Source organism: Streptomyces sp. 8N616, from assembly GCF_052246385.1.
Taxonomy (GTDB): Bacteria; Actinomycetota; Actinomycetes; order Streptomycetales; family Streptomycetaceae; genus Streptomyces.
Genome location: NZ_JBQQBY010000061.1, coordinates 18,956 through 34,628 on the forward strand (window position 1 = coordinate 18,956; position 15,673 = coordinate 34,628).

13 protein-coding genes are annotated in these 15,673 nt (G+C 72.0%); 8 read left to right on the forward strand and 5 right to left on the reverse strand.

Features of this window, described 5'->3' with window-relative positions; translation table 11 throughout:
• The first annotated feature begins 139 nt into the window (after positions 1-139).
• From ACTWQC_RS34555 to ACTWQC_RS34580, 6 genes are all read left to right on the forward strand, one after another.
• A complete protein-coding gene (locus ACTWQC_RS34555) occupies positions 140-754 on the forward strand; it encodes a hypothetical protein (RefSeq protein ID WP_443319821.1) in 615 nt (204 codons plus the stop codon).
• A gap of 202 nt (positions 755-956) precedes the next feature.
• On the forward strand, positions 957-1,700 hold the full coding sequence (locus ACTWQC_RS34560) for an FHA domain-containing protein (RefSeq protein ID WP_443319822.1): 744 nt from the start codon (positions 957-959) through the stop codon (positions 1,698-1,700).
• Positions 1,697-3,355, forward strand: coding sequence for a serine/threonine protein kinase (locus ACTWQC_RS34565; RefSeq protein ID WP_443319823.1), 1,659 nt, complete (start codon positions 1,697-1,699; stop codon positions 3,353-3,355). The genes ACTWQC_RS34560 and ACTWQC_RS34565 overlap by 4 nt, the downstream gene beginning before the upstream one ends.
• A gap of 296 nt (positions 3,356-3,651) precedes the next feature.
• Complete coding sequence (locus tag ACTWQC_RS34570; RefSeq protein WP_443319824.1) at positions 3,652-4,932, forward strand: cytochrome P450; 1,281 nt, start codon at positions 3,652-3,654, stop codon at positions 4,930-4,932.
• 16 nt (positions 4,933-4,948) lie between these two features.
• Positions 4,949-5,146, forward strand: a complete 198-nt coding sequence (locus ACTWQC_RS34575; RefSeq protein ID WP_443319825.1) for a ferredoxin — start codon at positions 4,949-4,951, stop codon at positions 5,144-5,146.
• Positions 5,147-5,259: 113 nt separating this feature from the next.
• Positions 5,260-6,192, forward strand: coding sequence for an EamA family transporter (locus tag ACTWQC_RS34580; protein WP_443319826.1), 933 nt, complete (start codon positions 5,260-5,262; stop codon positions 6,190-6,192).
• A 94-nt stretch (positions 6,193-6,286) separates the two neighbouring features.
• Here the strand turns inward: ACTWQC_RS34580 and ACTWQC_RS34585 are convergent, their stop codons facing one another.
• The 4 genes from ACTWQC_RS34585 to purN form a co-directional block, all read right to left on the reverse strand.
• Positions 6,287-6,916 carry a response regulator transcription factor gene (locus ACTWQC_RS34585; RefSeq protein WP_443319827.1) on the reverse strand — a complete coding sequence of 210 codons (630 nt, stop codon included), beginning with the start codon at positions 6,914-6,916 and terminating at the stop codon, positions 6,287-6,289.
• Between the two features lie 166 nt (positions 6,917-7,082).
• Entirely contained in the window at positions 7,083-8,903 is a 1,821-nt protein-coding gene (locus tag ACTWQC_RS34590; RefSeq protein WP_443319828.1) for an MOSC domain-containing protein, read from the reverse strand.
• Positions 8,904-9,145: 242 nt separating this feature from the next.
• Positions 9,146-10,750 (reverse strand): bifunctional phosphoribosylaminoimidazolecarboxamide formyltransferase/IMP cyclohydrolase, encoded by a 1,605-nt coding sequence (gene purH, locus ACTWQC_RS34595; protein ID WP_443319834.1) that lies wholly within the window; start codon positions 10,748-10,750, stop codon positions 9,146-9,148.
• A 65-nt stretch (positions 10,751-10,815) separates the two neighbouring features.
• Entirely contained in the window at positions 10,816-11,481 is a 666-nt protein-coding gene (gene purN, locus ACTWQC_RS34600) for a phosphoribosylglycinamide formyltransferase (RefSeq protein WP_443319829.1), read from the reverse strand.
• Between the two features lie 599 nt (positions 11,482-12,080).
• Between purN and ACTWQC_RS34605 the strand changes: the two genes are divergently transcribed.
• Positions 12,081-12,974 carry a hypothetical protein gene (locus ACTWQC_RS34605; protein WP_443319830.1) on the forward strand — a complete coding sequence of 298 codons (894 nt, stop codon included), beginning with the start codon at positions 12,081-12,083 and terminating at the stop codon, positions 12,972-12,974.
• 183 nt (positions 12,975-13,157) lie between these two features.
• Here ACTWQC_RS34605 and ACTWQC_RS34610 read toward each other — a convergent pair whose 3' ends face one another.
• Positions 13,158-14,588 (reverse strand): cell division protein PerM, encoded by a 1,431-nt coding sequence (locus ACTWQC_RS34610; RefSeq protein WP_443319831.1) that lies wholly within the window; start codon positions 14,586-14,588, stop codon positions 13,158-13,160.
• Positions 14,589-14,799: 211 nt separating this feature from the next.
• On the opposite strand from ACTWQC_RS34610, the gene ACTWQC_RS34615 reads away from it, so the two are divergent.
• Complete coding sequence (locus ACTWQC_RS34615) at positions 14,800-15,495, forward strand: sigma factor-like helix-turn-helix DNA-binding protein (protein ID WP_443319832.1); 696 nt, start codon at positions 14,800-14,802, stop codon at positions 15,493-15,495.
• Positions 15,496-15,673: the final 178 nt, after the last annotated feature.

Genomic DNA, 15,673 nt, shown 5'->3' on the forward strand with positions numbered 1-15,673 from the left:
TCTTGGCTGGACAACCGACGGGTTCCACCACGACGATGACCGAAAGAGTTACCGCGGCAGTACGGGGGGCGGGCCGCTGTTTCATCCGACCTCCGTGCGGCGCGCGTCGTCCCCGTACATCCGCTCGGAGGAACCCCGGATGAGCTATTCCGACCCGAACAACCCCTACAGCCAGCAGCCGCAGGGGCAGCCGCCTCAGCAGCCGTACGGCTATCCGCAGCAGCCCCCGGCTCAGCCCGGCTACGGCTCGCAGCCCGGCTACGGCTATCCGGCGCAGCAGCCGGCCCCGCCCTACCCGGCGTATCCCGGCGGCCCCGGTGCGGTGCAGATGCAGCTGCCGGGCATGGCGCAGGCCGCCCGCGTCATCCTGTTCATCGTCGCGGGGCTGCAGATCATCGTGGCGATCGTCGCGGCCATCGCCGTCGCCGCCGCGCAGGACGTGTCGAACGAGATAGGAGCGGGTGACAAGACCGACGGCCTGGCGGGCCTCGGCTACGCGGTCGTCTTCGTCGTCCTGGCCTTCGCCGGCTTCGCGATCTTCCTGGGCGCGAAGTTCGGCAACGGCGGCCCCGGCATCCGGATCGCCACCATCGTCTACGCCGCGCTGTTCATCCTGCTCAGCCTGAGCAACTTCGCGGCCGGCACCGGCAGCTCCGCCGTCGGCGGTGTCGTCGGCCTCGCGATCGGCGGTTTCATCCTCGCCGCGATGCTGCAGTCCCAGACGGCGGCCTGGTTCAACCGGCCGCGCTACTGATCACGACGGCGCTTCCCGCCCGCGCCGCTGATCGCGAGGAATCGCGCGAAGAACGCGAGGAATCAAGCGCAGAATCACGCGCACCCGGCACCACACGAGGGGCGCACCCGGAGTCCGGGTGCGCCCCTCGCGCCGCGTTGCGGCTGCGATCGGGCCGTCAGTAGCCTTGACCGCTGCCGATCCTCGACCGGGGGGAACGTAGGTGTTCAGCGTCATCGTGGTGCCCGACGGCTCGCGGGGTCCCGACTCCCAGATCAGGCTGGAGCCGGGCGAGACACTCGGCTTCGGGCGTACGGAGGAGTCCAGGACCGCGGACGGCGGCCCGTATCTCGTCATGGACCACGCGGGCGTGTCCCGCTCCGCCGGGGAGATCACCGCCACCGCCACCTTCTGGACGCTGACCAACCTCAGCCGCCGCCAGACGTACGTCGTCGAGAACCCCGAGGGCGCCGGGGAACACATCAAGGTCGGGCCCGGCAGGGTCGAGGCGCCGGTCCCCTTCGAGTTCTCCCGGGTGGTGCTCCCGGCCGGGAACGACCTGGTCGGCTTCGAGGTCTGGGCGCCGCGCCACGACTACCTCGAGGGCAGCGGAAGCACGGGCGGCGAGCCGACCGCGCTGCCCTTCCCGCTGGACCGGTCCAAGCGCTACTTCCTCGTCCTCGCCGCGCTCTGCGAGCCCCGGCTGCGCGGCGAGCCGCACGCCCCGCTGCCGACCACCGAGCAGGTCGTGGAGCGCCTCAAGCCTGTGTGGCCCGCGGTGAACCGGACCACGGTGCAGTGGAACATCGACTATCTGGCCGTCAAGCTGCGCCTGAAGCCGCCCGCCGAATCCGCCCTCCCCGGGCCCCGGTTGAACGGCAAGAAGGAGTCCCTGGTCTCCCTCGCGCTGCGCTTCGACCTCGTACGGGAGGAGGAGCTCTGCGTGATCGAGGGGCGGGATCGGTGAGCGGAGGAGCCGAGAGCGCGCCGTTCGCGGTGCGGGTGCCGAAGGGGTACCGGGTCGGCTGCTGGGAGGTCCGCGAACCGCTGGCCACCGGCGCGTTCGGCAGCGTCTACGCCGCCCGGCGCGGCGGCGAGCCGGGCCCGGACGCCCCGCCCGACCTGCCCGGGTCGGCGGCGCTCAAGTTCCTGCCCACCGGCACCCGTACGCCCCGCCAGCTGCGGCACCTGGAGGATCTCGCGCACCGCGAGCTGGAGTTGCACCGCAGGCTGCGCCGCCCTCGCCTGATCCGGATGTACGAGGCACTGACCGTCGACGACCCGGAGCGTCCCGAGCTCGACGGCGCGACCGTGCTCGTCCTCGAGCGCGCCGAGGGTTCCCTGGACACGCTCATCGCCCGCTCCGGCTCCGGCTCTCGCTCCGGTCCCGGGCCCGTGCCGGAGGGGCCGGCGCTGCTCGCCCAGATCTGCGAGGGCCTGGCCCAGCTGCACCAGGCGGGCTGGGTGCACGGCGACCTCAAGCCGGGCAACGTGCTGCTGATGCCCGACAGTTCGGTACGGCTCGGCGACTTCAATCTGGCAGCGGAGCTGGAGGGCACCCACGCCTACTCCCCCGCCTTCTCGACGCCCGACTACACCCCGCCCGAGCTGCTGTGGTCGGACATCGGCGAGCGCGGGCAGCAGATCCGTACGACCGCGGACATCTGGGCCTTCGGGGTGGTCGCGCACCTGGTGCTGGCCGGGACGCTCCCGATGCCCGGCGCGACCGTGGCCGCCCGCAGGGACGCCACCGTGCGCTACGCGCGCGGGACCGAGGAGCTGCGGCTCTCGCCCGACCTGCCGGAGGGCTGGCCGGAGATCATCGGCGACTGCCTGGCCCGTACGCACGAAGAGCGCGCCGCGCACAGCGCCCGTGACCTGCTGCGACGCCTCGAGACCCCGGCCGGGACCGGGCGCTCGCCGCGCCTGCCCCGGCGGCTCGCCAGGATGTCCGGGCCGAGGCGGGCCGGCAGGCCCCCTGGCAGGCCGGGCCGCCGCTCGCGGACCCTTGCGGTCGTCACCGCGGCCGCCCTGACGGCGGGGATCGCAGCGCTGGGCTACGGCCTGGGCCTGCTCGGCGGCGAGGAGGAGCGGGGCGACGGCAGGGCCGGGACCGAGAAGGTGACCCCGGCGACGTACGGCGAGGACGAGTTGCGTACGGACGCGGGCGTGCCGGTCGCGTACCGCAAGCTCATCGTCGATGCGGCTCATGCGTGCACCGAGGAGGAGGTGACGCCGCCGCTCATCGCCGCGCTGCTGAAGGCCGAGAGCGACTTCGACCCGGATCTGTCCGACCCGGCCATGGACGAGTACGGCATCGCCCGCTGGACGCCCCGCGTGCTCAAGTCCTACCTCCCGCCCTCGCTGGTGCCGAAGTCCGGCGACCCGAAGCCGCCGTTCCCGCCCGACGTGTCCATCCCGGCCGCGGGCCGCTATCTGTGCGTCATCGCACCGCGCCTCCGCCCGGAGCTGCAAGGCAACCGCCAGGTGCTGATCGCGGCCGCGTACCGCACCTCATTCAGCAAGGTCAACGCGGCGGGCGGGGTGCCCGCGCCCTACCGCGACTACGCGGAACGCGTCGAGCGCGCCCTCAAGAAGTACACCCCGCCGCACGCCAACTGACCCTCGGACCTCCGAGGTACCGGTCCGCGCGCCGGCGGGGTGGAATGGAGCACGACGGGGGAACCTCGGGGGAGGCTCCGGGCCCGTGCGCTGCCGACGGCGCGCGGGCCCGGAGTCGGCGCGTCGGACCTCACCGCTGTGGCACAACGGGACCCCGGCTACATCTTTGGATGCATGGGCACTACACCCTCAGGCATGCTCCGGGGCACTTCGTGCGGTCAATGTGGCCGCATTCGTGCGCGATCTAACTTCTGAGTCATCACTGAATCGGCTCCGAGGAGACAGGTGAGAGGCACGTGCCCCCTACAACCCACTCCGCAGCCCAGAGCGTGCACGCCTCCGCAGCCCAGAGCGTGCACGCCTCCGCAGCCCAGAGCGTGCACGCCGAACACCCGGCATTCCCCATGCCCCGGTCCTGCCCGATGCGGGTGCCCGAACAGTACGCGCAGTTACGTGCCGAGGCACCCATTTCAAAGGTCGCCCTGCAGCACGGAAGGACCGCGTGGCTGCTGACCCGGCAGGAGGACATCCGGGAATTCCTCGTCCATCCCCAGGTGAGTACGGACCGCCTGCACCCCGGCTCCCCCCTGCAGGTGCGCCTTCCCGTCGGGGTGCCGAAGGAACGACTCGTCGGCATGGTCGGGATGGACGGCCCGGAACACATCGCCCGACGCCGACTGGTTCTCCCTGAGTTCACGGTCAAGCGGGTCCAGAGGATGCGGCCACGTGTCCAGGAGATCGTGGACACCTGCCTCACCTCCATGCTTGACGCCGGCCGTTCGGCGGACCTGATCGAGGCCTTCGCTGCCCCGGTGCCCTCGATGGTCGTCTGTGAACTGCTCGGAGTGCCGTACGCGGACAACGCGTTCTTCCTGGCCAAGACGGCGGTCATCCTCTCCCGCAATGCGACCCGGGCGGAGCAGGAGCAGGCCTATGCCGAACTCCTGGATTACCTCGAGGAGGTGGTCTCCGACAAGGAGCGCGAACCCTCCGATGACCTGATCGGCCGCCTCATCGACAACCTGCGCGACTCGGGCACCTACGACCGGGACCTCGTCCTCGGCATGGCCAGACTGCTCCTCGTCGCCGGCCACGAGGCGACGCCGAACATGATCGCCCTTGGCACGATCGGCCTGCTGGAGCACCCGCACCAACTGGCCGAACTGCGGGCCGACCCAGGACTCGTCCCGCAAGCCGTCGAGGAGATGCTGCGCTACTTCAGCATCTCGGACCAGGCCACTTTCCGCGTCGCGCTGTCCGACATCGAGATCGGCGGGGTCACGATACGGGAAGGCGAGGGCGTCATCGGGCTGAACGCATCGGCCAACTGGGACGGTGATTTCTACGAGAATCCGGAAGTCCTGGACATCCGTCGCGACGTGGGACGGCACCTGGCATTCGGCTACGGGCCCCATCAGTGCATCGGTCAGAACCTCGGCCGGGTGAACCTGGAGGTCGTCTTCAGCACCTTGTTCGCCCGTGTCCCCGGTCTGCGTCTGGCAGTTCCCGCGGCGGAACTTCCCCTGAAAAACGATCAGATCGTGTACGGGGTTCACGAACTGCCCGTCACCTGGTGACCCGGGAGGACATGTCATGCGGATCACCATCGACCGGGAAGCCTGCGTCGGCTCGGGACAGTGCGTGCTCATCGAGCCAGCCGTGTTCGACCAGAACGACGACGACGGTCTCGTTGAACTCCTCGACGAGGGGCCTCTGACCGACCCCACCGGCACGGTCGAGGACGCTGTTCAGCGCTGCCCCGCAGGCGCCCTCGGCCTCAGCCCGGACTGACCGGGGGCGCTCACCCGGTCGAGCAGCAGAGACCTCTCACCGGGTCGGCACCGCCGGACGCATGCGGTGGCTGCCGGCCCGGCGTAGGGGCCCGATGAATTCCGAGGAGGACCATGACGGAGAGCCAAGGAACGACTGCCGCGCAGACCGTGAAGTGCGCCGACCAGACGGCGCCGGCGGCTGCGCCCCGGCCCGGCGCCGGGCAGCGCGCCGGGCGTCTTCTGGCGGCGGTGCCGCCGCCCGGGCTCATCCTGTGCGGAATGGCCTTACGGCAGCTGGGAGCCGCAGTGGCCCAGCCGCTGTTCCCGGTCGCCGGTCCCTTCGGGGTCACAACGCTGCGGCTGGTCTTCTCCGCCCTGGTCCTGCTGCTCGCGTGGCGCACGTCCCTGCGGGTGGGACGGCGCGCTCTGCCGGCCGTGTTCGCCTGTGGAACCGTGCTCGCCGGAATGAACTTCGCCTTCTACCAGGCGCTGGACCGCATTCCCATGGGCGTCACCGTCGCCATCGAACTGCTGGGGCCGCTGGCCCTTGCCGTCGCCGGCTCCCGTCGCTGGTCCGATGCAGGGTGGGCGCTCCTGGCCGCCGCCGGGGTGGCACTGCTCACCGAGGTGGACGGCGGCCTTTCCTGGGTCGGTGTCGCCTTCGCGCTGACCGCCGCGGGGTGCTGGGTGGGGTACATCCTGCTCGGCGCGAAGCTCAGCAGCCGTACCAACGACGGTTCGGGCCTGGCCCTGGCCATGGTGTGGGGCGCATTGCTCGCTCTCCCCGTGGGCTTCGCCGACGCCGGAGCGACTCTTCTGAATCCGCAGGTGCTGGTCACCGGCCTCGGCCTGGCCCTGCTGTCCTCCGTGGTTCCCTACTCCCTGGAGTTCAGGGCCCTGCGGCAGATACCTCCGCGGGTCTTCGGAGTGCTCATGAGCCTGGAGCCGGCAATCGCCGCCCTGATCGGTCTCGTGGTCCTCTCCCAGCGGCTGGGTCCCAGCCAGTGGGTGGCCCTGGGCTGTGTCGTGGCGGCGTCCCTGGGCGTTGTGACGAGGAATCGGTGACCCCGCGTACAGCTTCGCACCGGTCCGTTGGACCACACCTCGAACCCCCCGGCACGTTCCGCCGTGCAACCGGCTCGGCCACAGAAGAGGCGACTCACTGGATTCCCTTTATCAGTCGCATTTTGACGGCGGTACGCACAGCCTGCATACGCGATCCAACACCTAGCTTCACATAGATGTTGGCGAGATGTCGTTTCACGGTTCCCTCCGCGACATACAGCGACGAAGCGACCTGCGCATTGCGGAACCCCTTGGAGACGAGTTGCAGGACCTCTTTCTCCCGAGCCGTGAGGTGACCTGTCGAGGGGAACCTCACTTGCTCGGCCACCCCTCTGGATAAGGAGACAAACATGCGGTCCCCATTGCTCACGATGGTCCGTATCATCGTGAACAGCTCATCACGGGTCGAATCCTTTGAGATGCACGCATGCGGCCCGACGGACATGGAGCGCTCCATGAGCTGCGCATCCTCGTGCGCAGTCAGCATCACCAACCGCGGGGCCACAGGCTCCCGGTGAGCCGTCCGCACCGCTCCGACTCCCGGAAGTTCGGCATCGAGGAGCACAAGGTCGGGGCGTTCCCTGCGAATCAGCGAAACGGTTTCCTGCCCATCGTCCGCCTGGCCCACTACTCTGATTCCCGGCTGCGCCGCACAGAGCGCAGACAATCCCTCGCGGAACAGTTCGTGGCCGTCGGCGACGACTAACTTGCACTGCACAACCACGTACGCAACTCCCCCGTAAAACAGCGACCGCACGCAAATGCCCTACCTTGATCATCAGCCAGTCTAGGCGGTCCCGAGCAGGCGTGGGCAAACTCGCCACACTTGGCTGGAATTCAATTCCCTCATTTGCAGAAGCAGAGTTCACGGCGAGAGCCGATGCCCCGCTTCATAGCGGGATGCGGATGTCGCTGGTGGGAACGGCGCAGCACAGGAGCGCGCTACCGGCCTTCGGCGGCAGGATGGGTGGCGTGGTGTACGTGACGCTTCCGCTGCTGATGGCTTGCTGACAGAGGTGGCAGGCCCCGGCGCGGCATCCGGACGGGGCCGGTACGCCCAGTGTGTCGGCGAGGTCGAGGAGGGTTCCGTGGTCCGGTGTCCAGGGTGCGTGGCGGTCGCTGACGGTGAACGACACCCGGAACGGGCCGGACGGCGGCGGTGCCATCGGCGCTTGGGACGGAACGCGGGGCGAGGCGAAGACTTCCTGGTGGACCGCGTGGGCGGGCAGGCCGCGGTGGGTCAGGCTATCGCTGGCGGCGTCCATGAACCTTGCGGGTCCGCAGAGGTAGGCCGTCGCCGTCGGCAAGTCGAGCAGAGGTGCGGCGACATCGCCGAGTTCGGGGCGGCCGGCCATGGCGTTCCACCGGGTGAGATCGCCTTCCTCGGGATGGGTCAGGAACAAGCGGGCGTGCCCCTGGGGCAGGGCCGAGATCAGTGCGCGGGCTTCCGCCCACAGCGCGAGTCGGCTGCCACTGCGGGCGGTGTGGCAGAACACGATGGGGCGACCAGGGGCTTGCCGTGCTGCCGCGTCCAGGAGGGCGATGGTTTGGGTGATCCCGATTCCGGCGCTGGCCAGCAACAACGGCGAGCGGGAGCCGGAGTCGGCGGTCAGGGTCCCGTGCGGGCCGGAGACGTGCAGTGTCGCATCGACGCCTGCGTGGCGGTGCAGCCACTGCGACATGCGTCCGTCGCGGTGGCGTTTGACGCTGATGCGCAGGTCACCGTCGTGGCTCCCGGAGATGGTGTAACAGCGCCAGAGCGGACCTTGGTCGTCGGTGACATGGATGCGCAGGTGCTGTCCTGAGCGGTGGGGAACGCGCAGGCGCTGCAGCGGATCGCGCAACCAGATGCTCACCACGTCGTCGCTTTCGGCCTCGCGCCGGACGACGCGGGCAGGCCGCGGCCACTGCTCGATCGGCAGTCCCGTTGTGGGCGGATGAGGGCTGCCTCGGTGCCGAGTGCGCGTCAGCCGGTCACCGGTGCGCAGCGCTCCGGAGGAGATGACGCGGGCCCGGACGCCGCAATAGAGATGCCCGAAGTGGGTCATGAGCGCGGCGGGAATGTCGAGGTCCGCCTCGCTGGTGACGGGGTTGACGCAGGTGGCCCGGCACCGGTTGATCGGGTGCAGCACTTCGAGTTCGGCCTCGCCGAGCACGATGCGTTCGCCGGGGAGGGACAGTTCCTGCCACGCGCCCAGCCCGGTCACGTAGACGTTGCCGCGGAAGCGCAACGGATCGACCGGCGCCTCGACCGCGTCGGCCAGGGCCTTGACGGTGTCCAGGTTGATGAGCGAGACGGTGCCCGTCCGGTCGTCCCAGTAGCCGCGATCGGCGCGCACCAGCTGTGGTCCGCCATGAGGGCCGGCCGGTAGCCACCGGCGCAGCAGCGCATCGGCGCCCTCGCGGCTGTCCGGCTGGTCCAGTAACACGGTCACCGGGGGCTGTTCCGGGTGGTGCATGGTCACGGTGGCGGCGGCATCGTCGAAGCCGGCTCCCAGCCGCAGCAGCTCGGTGTTGGTGGTCAGCCGGGCGAACGTTTCGGTGGGAGCCCACTGCCCCGCGTGGGGCACGGGGCGATGGCCGTTCGCGATGGCCAGCACGCGGTCGCCCGGTAGGCCGAGTCCCGGGCGCAGCCCAGCACTGGCGATGTCCTCCCCGGCGCAGCCCTTGATCGGGTACCGAACCAGCCGTCGCACGCGCGCGCCGCCCACCGGATGTCCTTCCACTCCCTCGACGCTGAGGCCGCTGCCGGCAGGGCTGACCGCGGGGTTCACGTCCTGCCGACACCAGCCTGCGCCCGGACACCTTTGATGTCTACGAGGGATACGGGGAACGGCTGGGCGGCCACCACGGCCGTCCCCGCCCGTCCGCACCCGGCAGCAGCGCTATCCGCTACCACGCCCCATCCGTCAACTCACCACGACCCACCACAAGATCAATGACCAGCAGGGCCTCAGTGGAAGAAGTGGCGCGTGCCGGTGAGGTACATCGTCGCGCCCGCCCGCTTCGCGGCCTCGATCACCAGCTCGTCGCGGACCGAACCACCGGGCTGGACCACGGCCTTGACGCCCGCCTCGAGCAAAACCTCGAGCCCGTCCGGGAAGGGGAAGAACGCGTCGGAGGCGGCGTACGAACCGGCCGCGCGCTCCGCTCCCGCCCGCTGGACCGCGAGCTTCGCCGAGTCCACGCGGTTGACCTGGCCCATGCCGACGCCGACGGTCGCGCCGCCCTTGGCGAGCAGGATGGCGTTGGACTTCACGGCCCTGCAGGCCCGCCAGGCGAAGGCCAGTTCGCGCAGTCCGTCCTCGTCCAGCGGCAGGCCGCTGACGAGGTTCCAGCCGGTCGGGTCGTCGCCCTCCGCCAGGCTGTGTCCATTCAGCACCGTGTCGCTCTGCTGCAGCAGGACGCCGCCGGAGATGGGCTTCAGATCGAACGGCTGGAGCGGGGAGCCCTCGACGCGCAGCACGCGGATGTTCTTCTTGCGGGCCAGCACCTCGACGGCGCCGTCCTCGTACGCCGGGGCGGCGATGACCTCGGTGAAGATCTCGGCGACCTGCTCGGCCATGGCGACGGTGACCGGGCGATTGACGGCGATGACGCCGCCGTAGGCGGAGACCGGGTCGCAGGCGTGGGCGTTGCGGTGCGCCTCGGCGACGTCGTCGGCGACGGCGATGCCGCACGGGTTGGTGTGCTTGATGATCGCGACGCAGGGCCGGTCGTGGTCGAAGGCGGCGCGGCGCGCGGCTTCGGTGTCGATGTAGTTGTTGAACGACATCTCCTTGCCGTGCAGTTGCTCGGCGTTGGCGAGGCCGCCCGGGTCGCCGTCGGAGTAGAGCGCCGCGGCCTGGTGCGGGTTCTCGCCGTAGCGCAGGACGCTCTTGCGCTCCCAGGCCCCGGCGAGGAACTCGGGCAGTCGGGTGCCCGCGGCGCCCGCGACGGGGCCGCTCATGGACGCAGTGCTATCGGGCGCTGTCGGCTCAGGGGCATAGGAGTCGGTGAACCAGGACGCGACCGCGACGTCATACGCCGCGGTGTGCTGGAACGCCTCGGCCGCGAGCCGCTTGCGCGCGGGCAGGTCGAAGCCGCCCTCGCGCACGGCGGCCAGCACGTCCCCGTACCGCGCGGGGCTGGTGACCACGGCCACGGACGGGTGGTTCTTGGCGGCGGCGCGGACCATCGACGGGCCGCCGATGTCGATCTGCTCCACGCACTCGTCGGGCGAGGCGCCGGACGCGACGGTCTCCCGGAAGGGGTAGAGGTTCACGACGACCAGCTCGAACGGGGCGACGCCGAGCTCCTCGAGCTGCGACCGGTGGGTGTCGAGACGCAGGTCGGCGAGGATGCCCGCGTGCACGCGTGGGTGCAGCGTCTTGACACGGCCGTCCAGGCACTCGGGGAAGCCGGTCAGCTCCTCGACCTTGGTGACCGGGACGCCTGCGGCCGCGATCTTCGCGGCGGTCGAGCCCGTGGAGACCAGTTCGACCCCCGCCTGGTGAAGCCCGTGGGCCAGCTCTTCCAGCCCCGTCTTGTCGTAGACGCTGACCAGCGCGCGGCGGATGGGCCGCTTCGTACCTTCGCCGTTGGCGTTGGCGGCGGGGTTGGCTGCGGGGTTGGCGTTGGCGGTCACGGGATCATTACCTTTCGTCCCTCAATGCGGTAGCCGTTACGGGCCAGGCGCCCCACGACATCGACGAGCAGCTGTCGCTCGACTTCCTTGATGCGCTCGTGCAGAGCGGCTTCGTCGTCCTCGTCCCGGACCTCGACCACGCCCTGGGCGATGATCGGGCCGGTGTCGACGCCGTCGTCGACGAAGTGGACGGTGCACCCGGTCACCTTCACGCCGTACGCGATCGCGTCGCGCACACCGTGGGTGCCGGGGAAGCTGGGCAGCAGGGCGGGGTGCGTGTTGACGAACCGGCCGCCGAACCGGGCGAGGAATTCCTTCCCCACGATCTTCATGAAACCGGCCGAGACGACGAGGTCCGGCTCGTACGCGGCGGTGGCCTCGGCCAGGGCCAGGTCCCACTGCTCGCGGTCGGTGTGGTCCTTCACCCGGCACACGAAGGTGGGGATCCCGGCGCGCTCGGCCCGCTCGAGGCCCGCGATGCCGTCGCGGTCGGCGCCGACGGCCACGACCTCGGCGCCGTAGCCGGACGGGTCGGCCGCAATGGCGTCGAGGATGGCCTGCAGGTTGGTACCGGAGCCGGACACCAGCACGACCAGGCGGGCGGGGCGGGCCGGGCTCGCAGGGCGGGCCGGGGCGGCGGGGCCGGGGCGGGGCGAGGACACAGCGGGGCTCTTTCTCACGGGTTCTCACGGGCTTCACGGGACCCTGTGGGGACCGGGTCGTTCGTCGTGGTCGTAGGGTCGTACAAGTGAGGGCGATCCCCGTTCCGGAAGACCCTACGAAGCCGCAGACCGTCAGCAACGATACCGGCACACCGAGCGGCCCCCGCGGGACGGGGCCAGCCGGGGGAGGTAGCGTCTGAGACACGGAACCCGTCCCGCCAGGCAGGGAGGGCGGGATGACGACACAAGGGGAAGACACACTCCACATGCCGGACCGACGCCGCCGCGCGGCCCTCAGCCTACCGCTGCCCACGGCACCGTCCTCCGACCCGCGGCGGGGGGATTCCGGGTCCGCCGCGCCGACGCGTCGTCTGGCGACTGCGCGGGCGGGACTGACACGGGCGGGATTGGCGCGGACGTTGCGCGGGACGCCCGCGGGGGTGCCCGGGCTGCCGGGGGCGATCGTGACGCGGAGCGTGCCGCTCCCTTCCACGACACCTTCTGCGACGACATTTGCGGCGGCGTCCGCTACGGCTGCCACGACGGGATCTTCTGCGACTCCGGGCGCGGGGCCCTGGGCTACGACGGCGCGGCCGGGCGTGGCTCCGGTCGCCGCGGCGCCCGCCGGCGCGGCGTTGCTGCGTGAGCGCAGGTCGCCGTCTGCCTCCCCGTCCTCCGAGGGTGAGGACAACCCCTTCGCTCCCCCGCCGGAGGGCCGACCCGACCAGCCCTGGCGGCCGCGCGGCCCGCAGGGCGGCGGCCACAACGGCACCGACGGCAACGGCGGCTCCGGGAACGGCACCGACGGCGATACGGGCGGCTCGGGCGATACGGGCGGCTCCGGGAACGGCGGCGGTGAGGACGCGGACGCCGACCGCCCGCAGCAGCCGCATTGGGGCAGCCAGTGGAGCAGCCGCCAGCCGGGCCGCGAGAGCGGTGGCTTCGGCGGCGGGCCGGGCGACCGGCGCCCGAACGGCGGTCAGGGCGGCCCTGGGAGCGGTCCCGGCGGTCTGCGCTGGGACCCGACCGACCCACTGCAGCGCCGGGCCCGCTACGCGCTGCTCGCGGGCATGTGGGGCTTCTTCTTCGCGCTGTTCAGCCTGCCGGAGATCGCGCTGCTGCTGGGTGCGCTCGCCGTGTACTGGGGCATCAGCTCGCTGCGCGGCAAGCCGGTTCGTACCCGGGCGGGTGCGGCGGCGAGCGACATCGGCACGAGCACGGCGCCGAGCGCCCGTCCCGAGGCCGGCGCGCCAGGGACCGGCGGCGCGGCCGTCGGCGGAGCGGCGAACGCCAGGCCGCAGACGACGGCGGCGATCAGCGGGCTGGTCACCGGGGGGATCGCGCTGGCGATCGTGGCGGCGACCTTCACGTTCCAGGTCGTCTACAGCGACTACTACGCGTGCGTGGACGACGCCCTCACCACGGCTTCGCGCCAGTCCTGCGAAGACCTCCTCCCGAAGCAACTCCGCCCCCTCCTCAGCACCCAGGACTGACCCCGGCCACCCCGGCACCAGGGTCTCCGCCCCGACACCAACTGGCGCTCCGCGCCGGGATTTCCCCCCACCCGCCCCTATCAAGGGCGGGTGGGTGGGAAATCCGCGCCGAAGGCGCGGAGGGCGCGGCGCGGGGCGGGTGCGGCGTGCAGCCCGCGGGGGTTGGCCGCCGGGGGCCCGGGCTCAAGGCGCGGGGGTTGGTGCCTTGGGGGTTTCCGGGGTGGCGTCGGCCGGGGTGGGGCGGCGTTTGCGCCACCAGCGAGCCACCAGCGCCGTCGGGCCCGCGACAGGCGCCGTCCAGCACAGAGCCGCCACGCCCGTGAGCCACCAGCTCGGCCCGAAGTCCTCCAGCGCGCCCGTCCCGAGCGAGCCCCCCGCGAGACCGGCGAGCAGCGCCATGGCCACCGCGCACGCCGCGCTGCCCAGCGCCGCCGTCAGCGCGGTGTCCCGCCAGTTACGGACAACCGGCTTTCCACCGCCCCCGCCACCCGTCGCGGCCCTGCCGCTCCCCGGCACCGCCGCGCGTGCCGTGTACCAGCCCACCGTGACGCCCGCCGCGAGCGGCAGGGTCGCGACCGGCCAGGTCAGGGGCCCGCCCGGGCCCGGGTCCGGCAGGGCCGCGAGCAGCGGGAAGTGCGGCAGCTCCGGGTGCGCGGAGGCGCCCAGCGGGCCCACCACGCTGCCCGCGCCCAGCGTGAAGCCGGGCCCGAGCCCGTACGCCGCTCCCCACACCACCGCGTTCGGCACCAGCGCGAGCGCCAGCAGCAGCACCGCCAGCCGCCCCGTCCACGGCTCGGTGAGGTGCTGGAAGGACTGCTGCGCCGCCGCCCCGTGCCAGGTGAGCGAGAACGCGACGAGCAGGGCCCCGCCGCCCAGCAGGACGGCCGTACCGGCGGTGCCGCCGCGGACCGCGGTGGCGAGCCTGCGGCGCGTGAGGCGCGCGCGCACGGCCCGCACGCCCCCCGGGACGCGGCCGAACGCCCGCCTGGCCCGCGCGGGCAGCGGCTGGCGCAGCCTGCCCGGCAGCAGCCCGAGCAGCGCCCCCGGCAGCGGGCCGGTCACCACCCCCGGCAACACCCCCGAGGTCACCCTTGGCAACACATCCGCCATCACCACCCGCAGCGGCTCCCGCGGCCGCCCGCTCGCCGCCCAGTAGCCGTACGAGACGGCGGCCACGGTCACGACCGGCAGGTGCAGCAGTGCGCTGAGCGGGTCGACGTGCAGCGGCCCCCCGGACGCGTAGATCACGGCGGCGACGCCGGTCAACAGGTAGCCCGCGCTCAACCACCCGATCGTGGGACCCGCGGGCGGCGGCCCGTCCGGGTCGCCCCCCGCCTCCGCCAGCTCCTCCTCGTGCGCCTCGAGCGCGTGACCGGCGGCGCGGTACAGCAGCCACAGCGGCAGCGCGCTCAGCAGCAGCGGCGTGAGCCCGATCGGTGCGGCGGCCCCGGAGAGGGTGTCGGTCCTGACGAGTTCCGCGCCGTGCGCGAGCAGCCACAGGGCCGCGGCTGCGTGCAGCGCTCCGCTCGGACCGCTCTCGGGGTACGGCGAGGTGATCCAGAGCAGGAGCACCGCGACGGTCACCGCACCGAGCCCCAGGGCGGCCGCGACCACTCCGCCCGCTGCAAGCTGCCCGCGCGGCGGCAAAGGCAGCGAGGGCGGCGAAGGCCGCAGAGGCTGCGACGGCCGCAGGGGCGGCGAAGGCGGCAACGCCGGGTTCCGATCGGTCGATTGGGTCACGCGGACATGCTGCCAACAACACACCATTCGTCAGCGCAGCGGGCCAATGGCCGTCGTGTCGCTCTGTGTCGCTCAATATGTGCGTATGCACCGTTACGCTCAGCGCGGCAGAGAACGGGCGGGCACGGGCGCCGAGTTGGCGTTCGATGCGCTCTACACCGCCCACGCCGCCGACCTCGTACGGCAGACGTATCTGCTCACCGGACACCGGCAGCTCGCGCGGCGGGCCGTGGACCACGCCTTTCATCAGGCGTGGCAGCGCTGGCCCGAAGTGGCCGTGGACCGCGATCCGGCCGGGTGGGTGCGGGCGGCCGCGTACGAGTACGCGCTCTCGCCGTGGCACCGGCTGGGCCGCGCCCGCCGCAGACGGCCCGCAGGGCGCGGCCCCGGGCAGGCGCTGCTCACCGCGCTGCTCAGCCTTCCGGAGTCGTACCGGCGCGCGCTGCTGCTGCACGACGGTGTGGGCCTCGGCCTGCCGGAGACGGCCGCCGAGACGGAGGCGAGCACGGCGGCCACCGCGAACCGGCTCATGCACGCCCGCGCAGCCGTCGCCGGGCTGCTGCCCGAGCTGCGCGAGGCCCCGCCCGCCCTGCGCGCGGCGGTGCTGCGCCGGATGCTGGGCGAGCAGGCGGCCACCCAGCACGTACGGACCCAGCCGGCCGCGTCCGTACGGGCCGGGAGCGAGCGCCGCACGCGGCTGTGGACGCGGGCGTCGTACGGGCTGGTCGGGCTGTTCGCCGTGGCCGCGCTGCTGGCCACCGTGCTCGACGCAGCCTGGTGACCCCCGAAGCCGGAAGCATGCGGCGATCCGGAAGCCGGAACGGGGCACGGCCCGGCACAGATTCTCGCTTCACGCCTGTGCCCGGGGCGTGCCCGAAGCCGAATCGGGGCCTGGCCCGAACCGGAACCGGGCATGACCCGGCAGCAGGAAGGGGCGTGGGCCCGTACCTCTCGGTACG

Bases quoted from the DNA above. Each gene is read 5' to 3' on its own strand.
- ACTWQC_RS34555 (WP_443319821.1), top strand. From the start codon at position 140: ATGAGCTATTCCGACCCGAACAACCCCTACAGCCAGCAGCCGCAGGGG.
- ACTWQC_RS34575 (WP_443319825.1), top strand. From the start codon at position 4,949: ATGCGGATCACCATCGACCGGGAAGCCTGCGTCGGCTCGGGACAGTGC.
- ACTWQC_RS34580 (WP_443319826.1), top strand. From the start codon at position 5,260: ATGACGGAGAGCCAAGGAACGACTGCCGCGCAGACCGTGAAGTGCGCC.
- ACTWQC_RS34615 (WP_443319832.1), top strand. From the start codon at position 14,800: ATGCACCGTTACGCTCAGCGCGGCAGAGAACGGGCGGGCACGGGCGCC.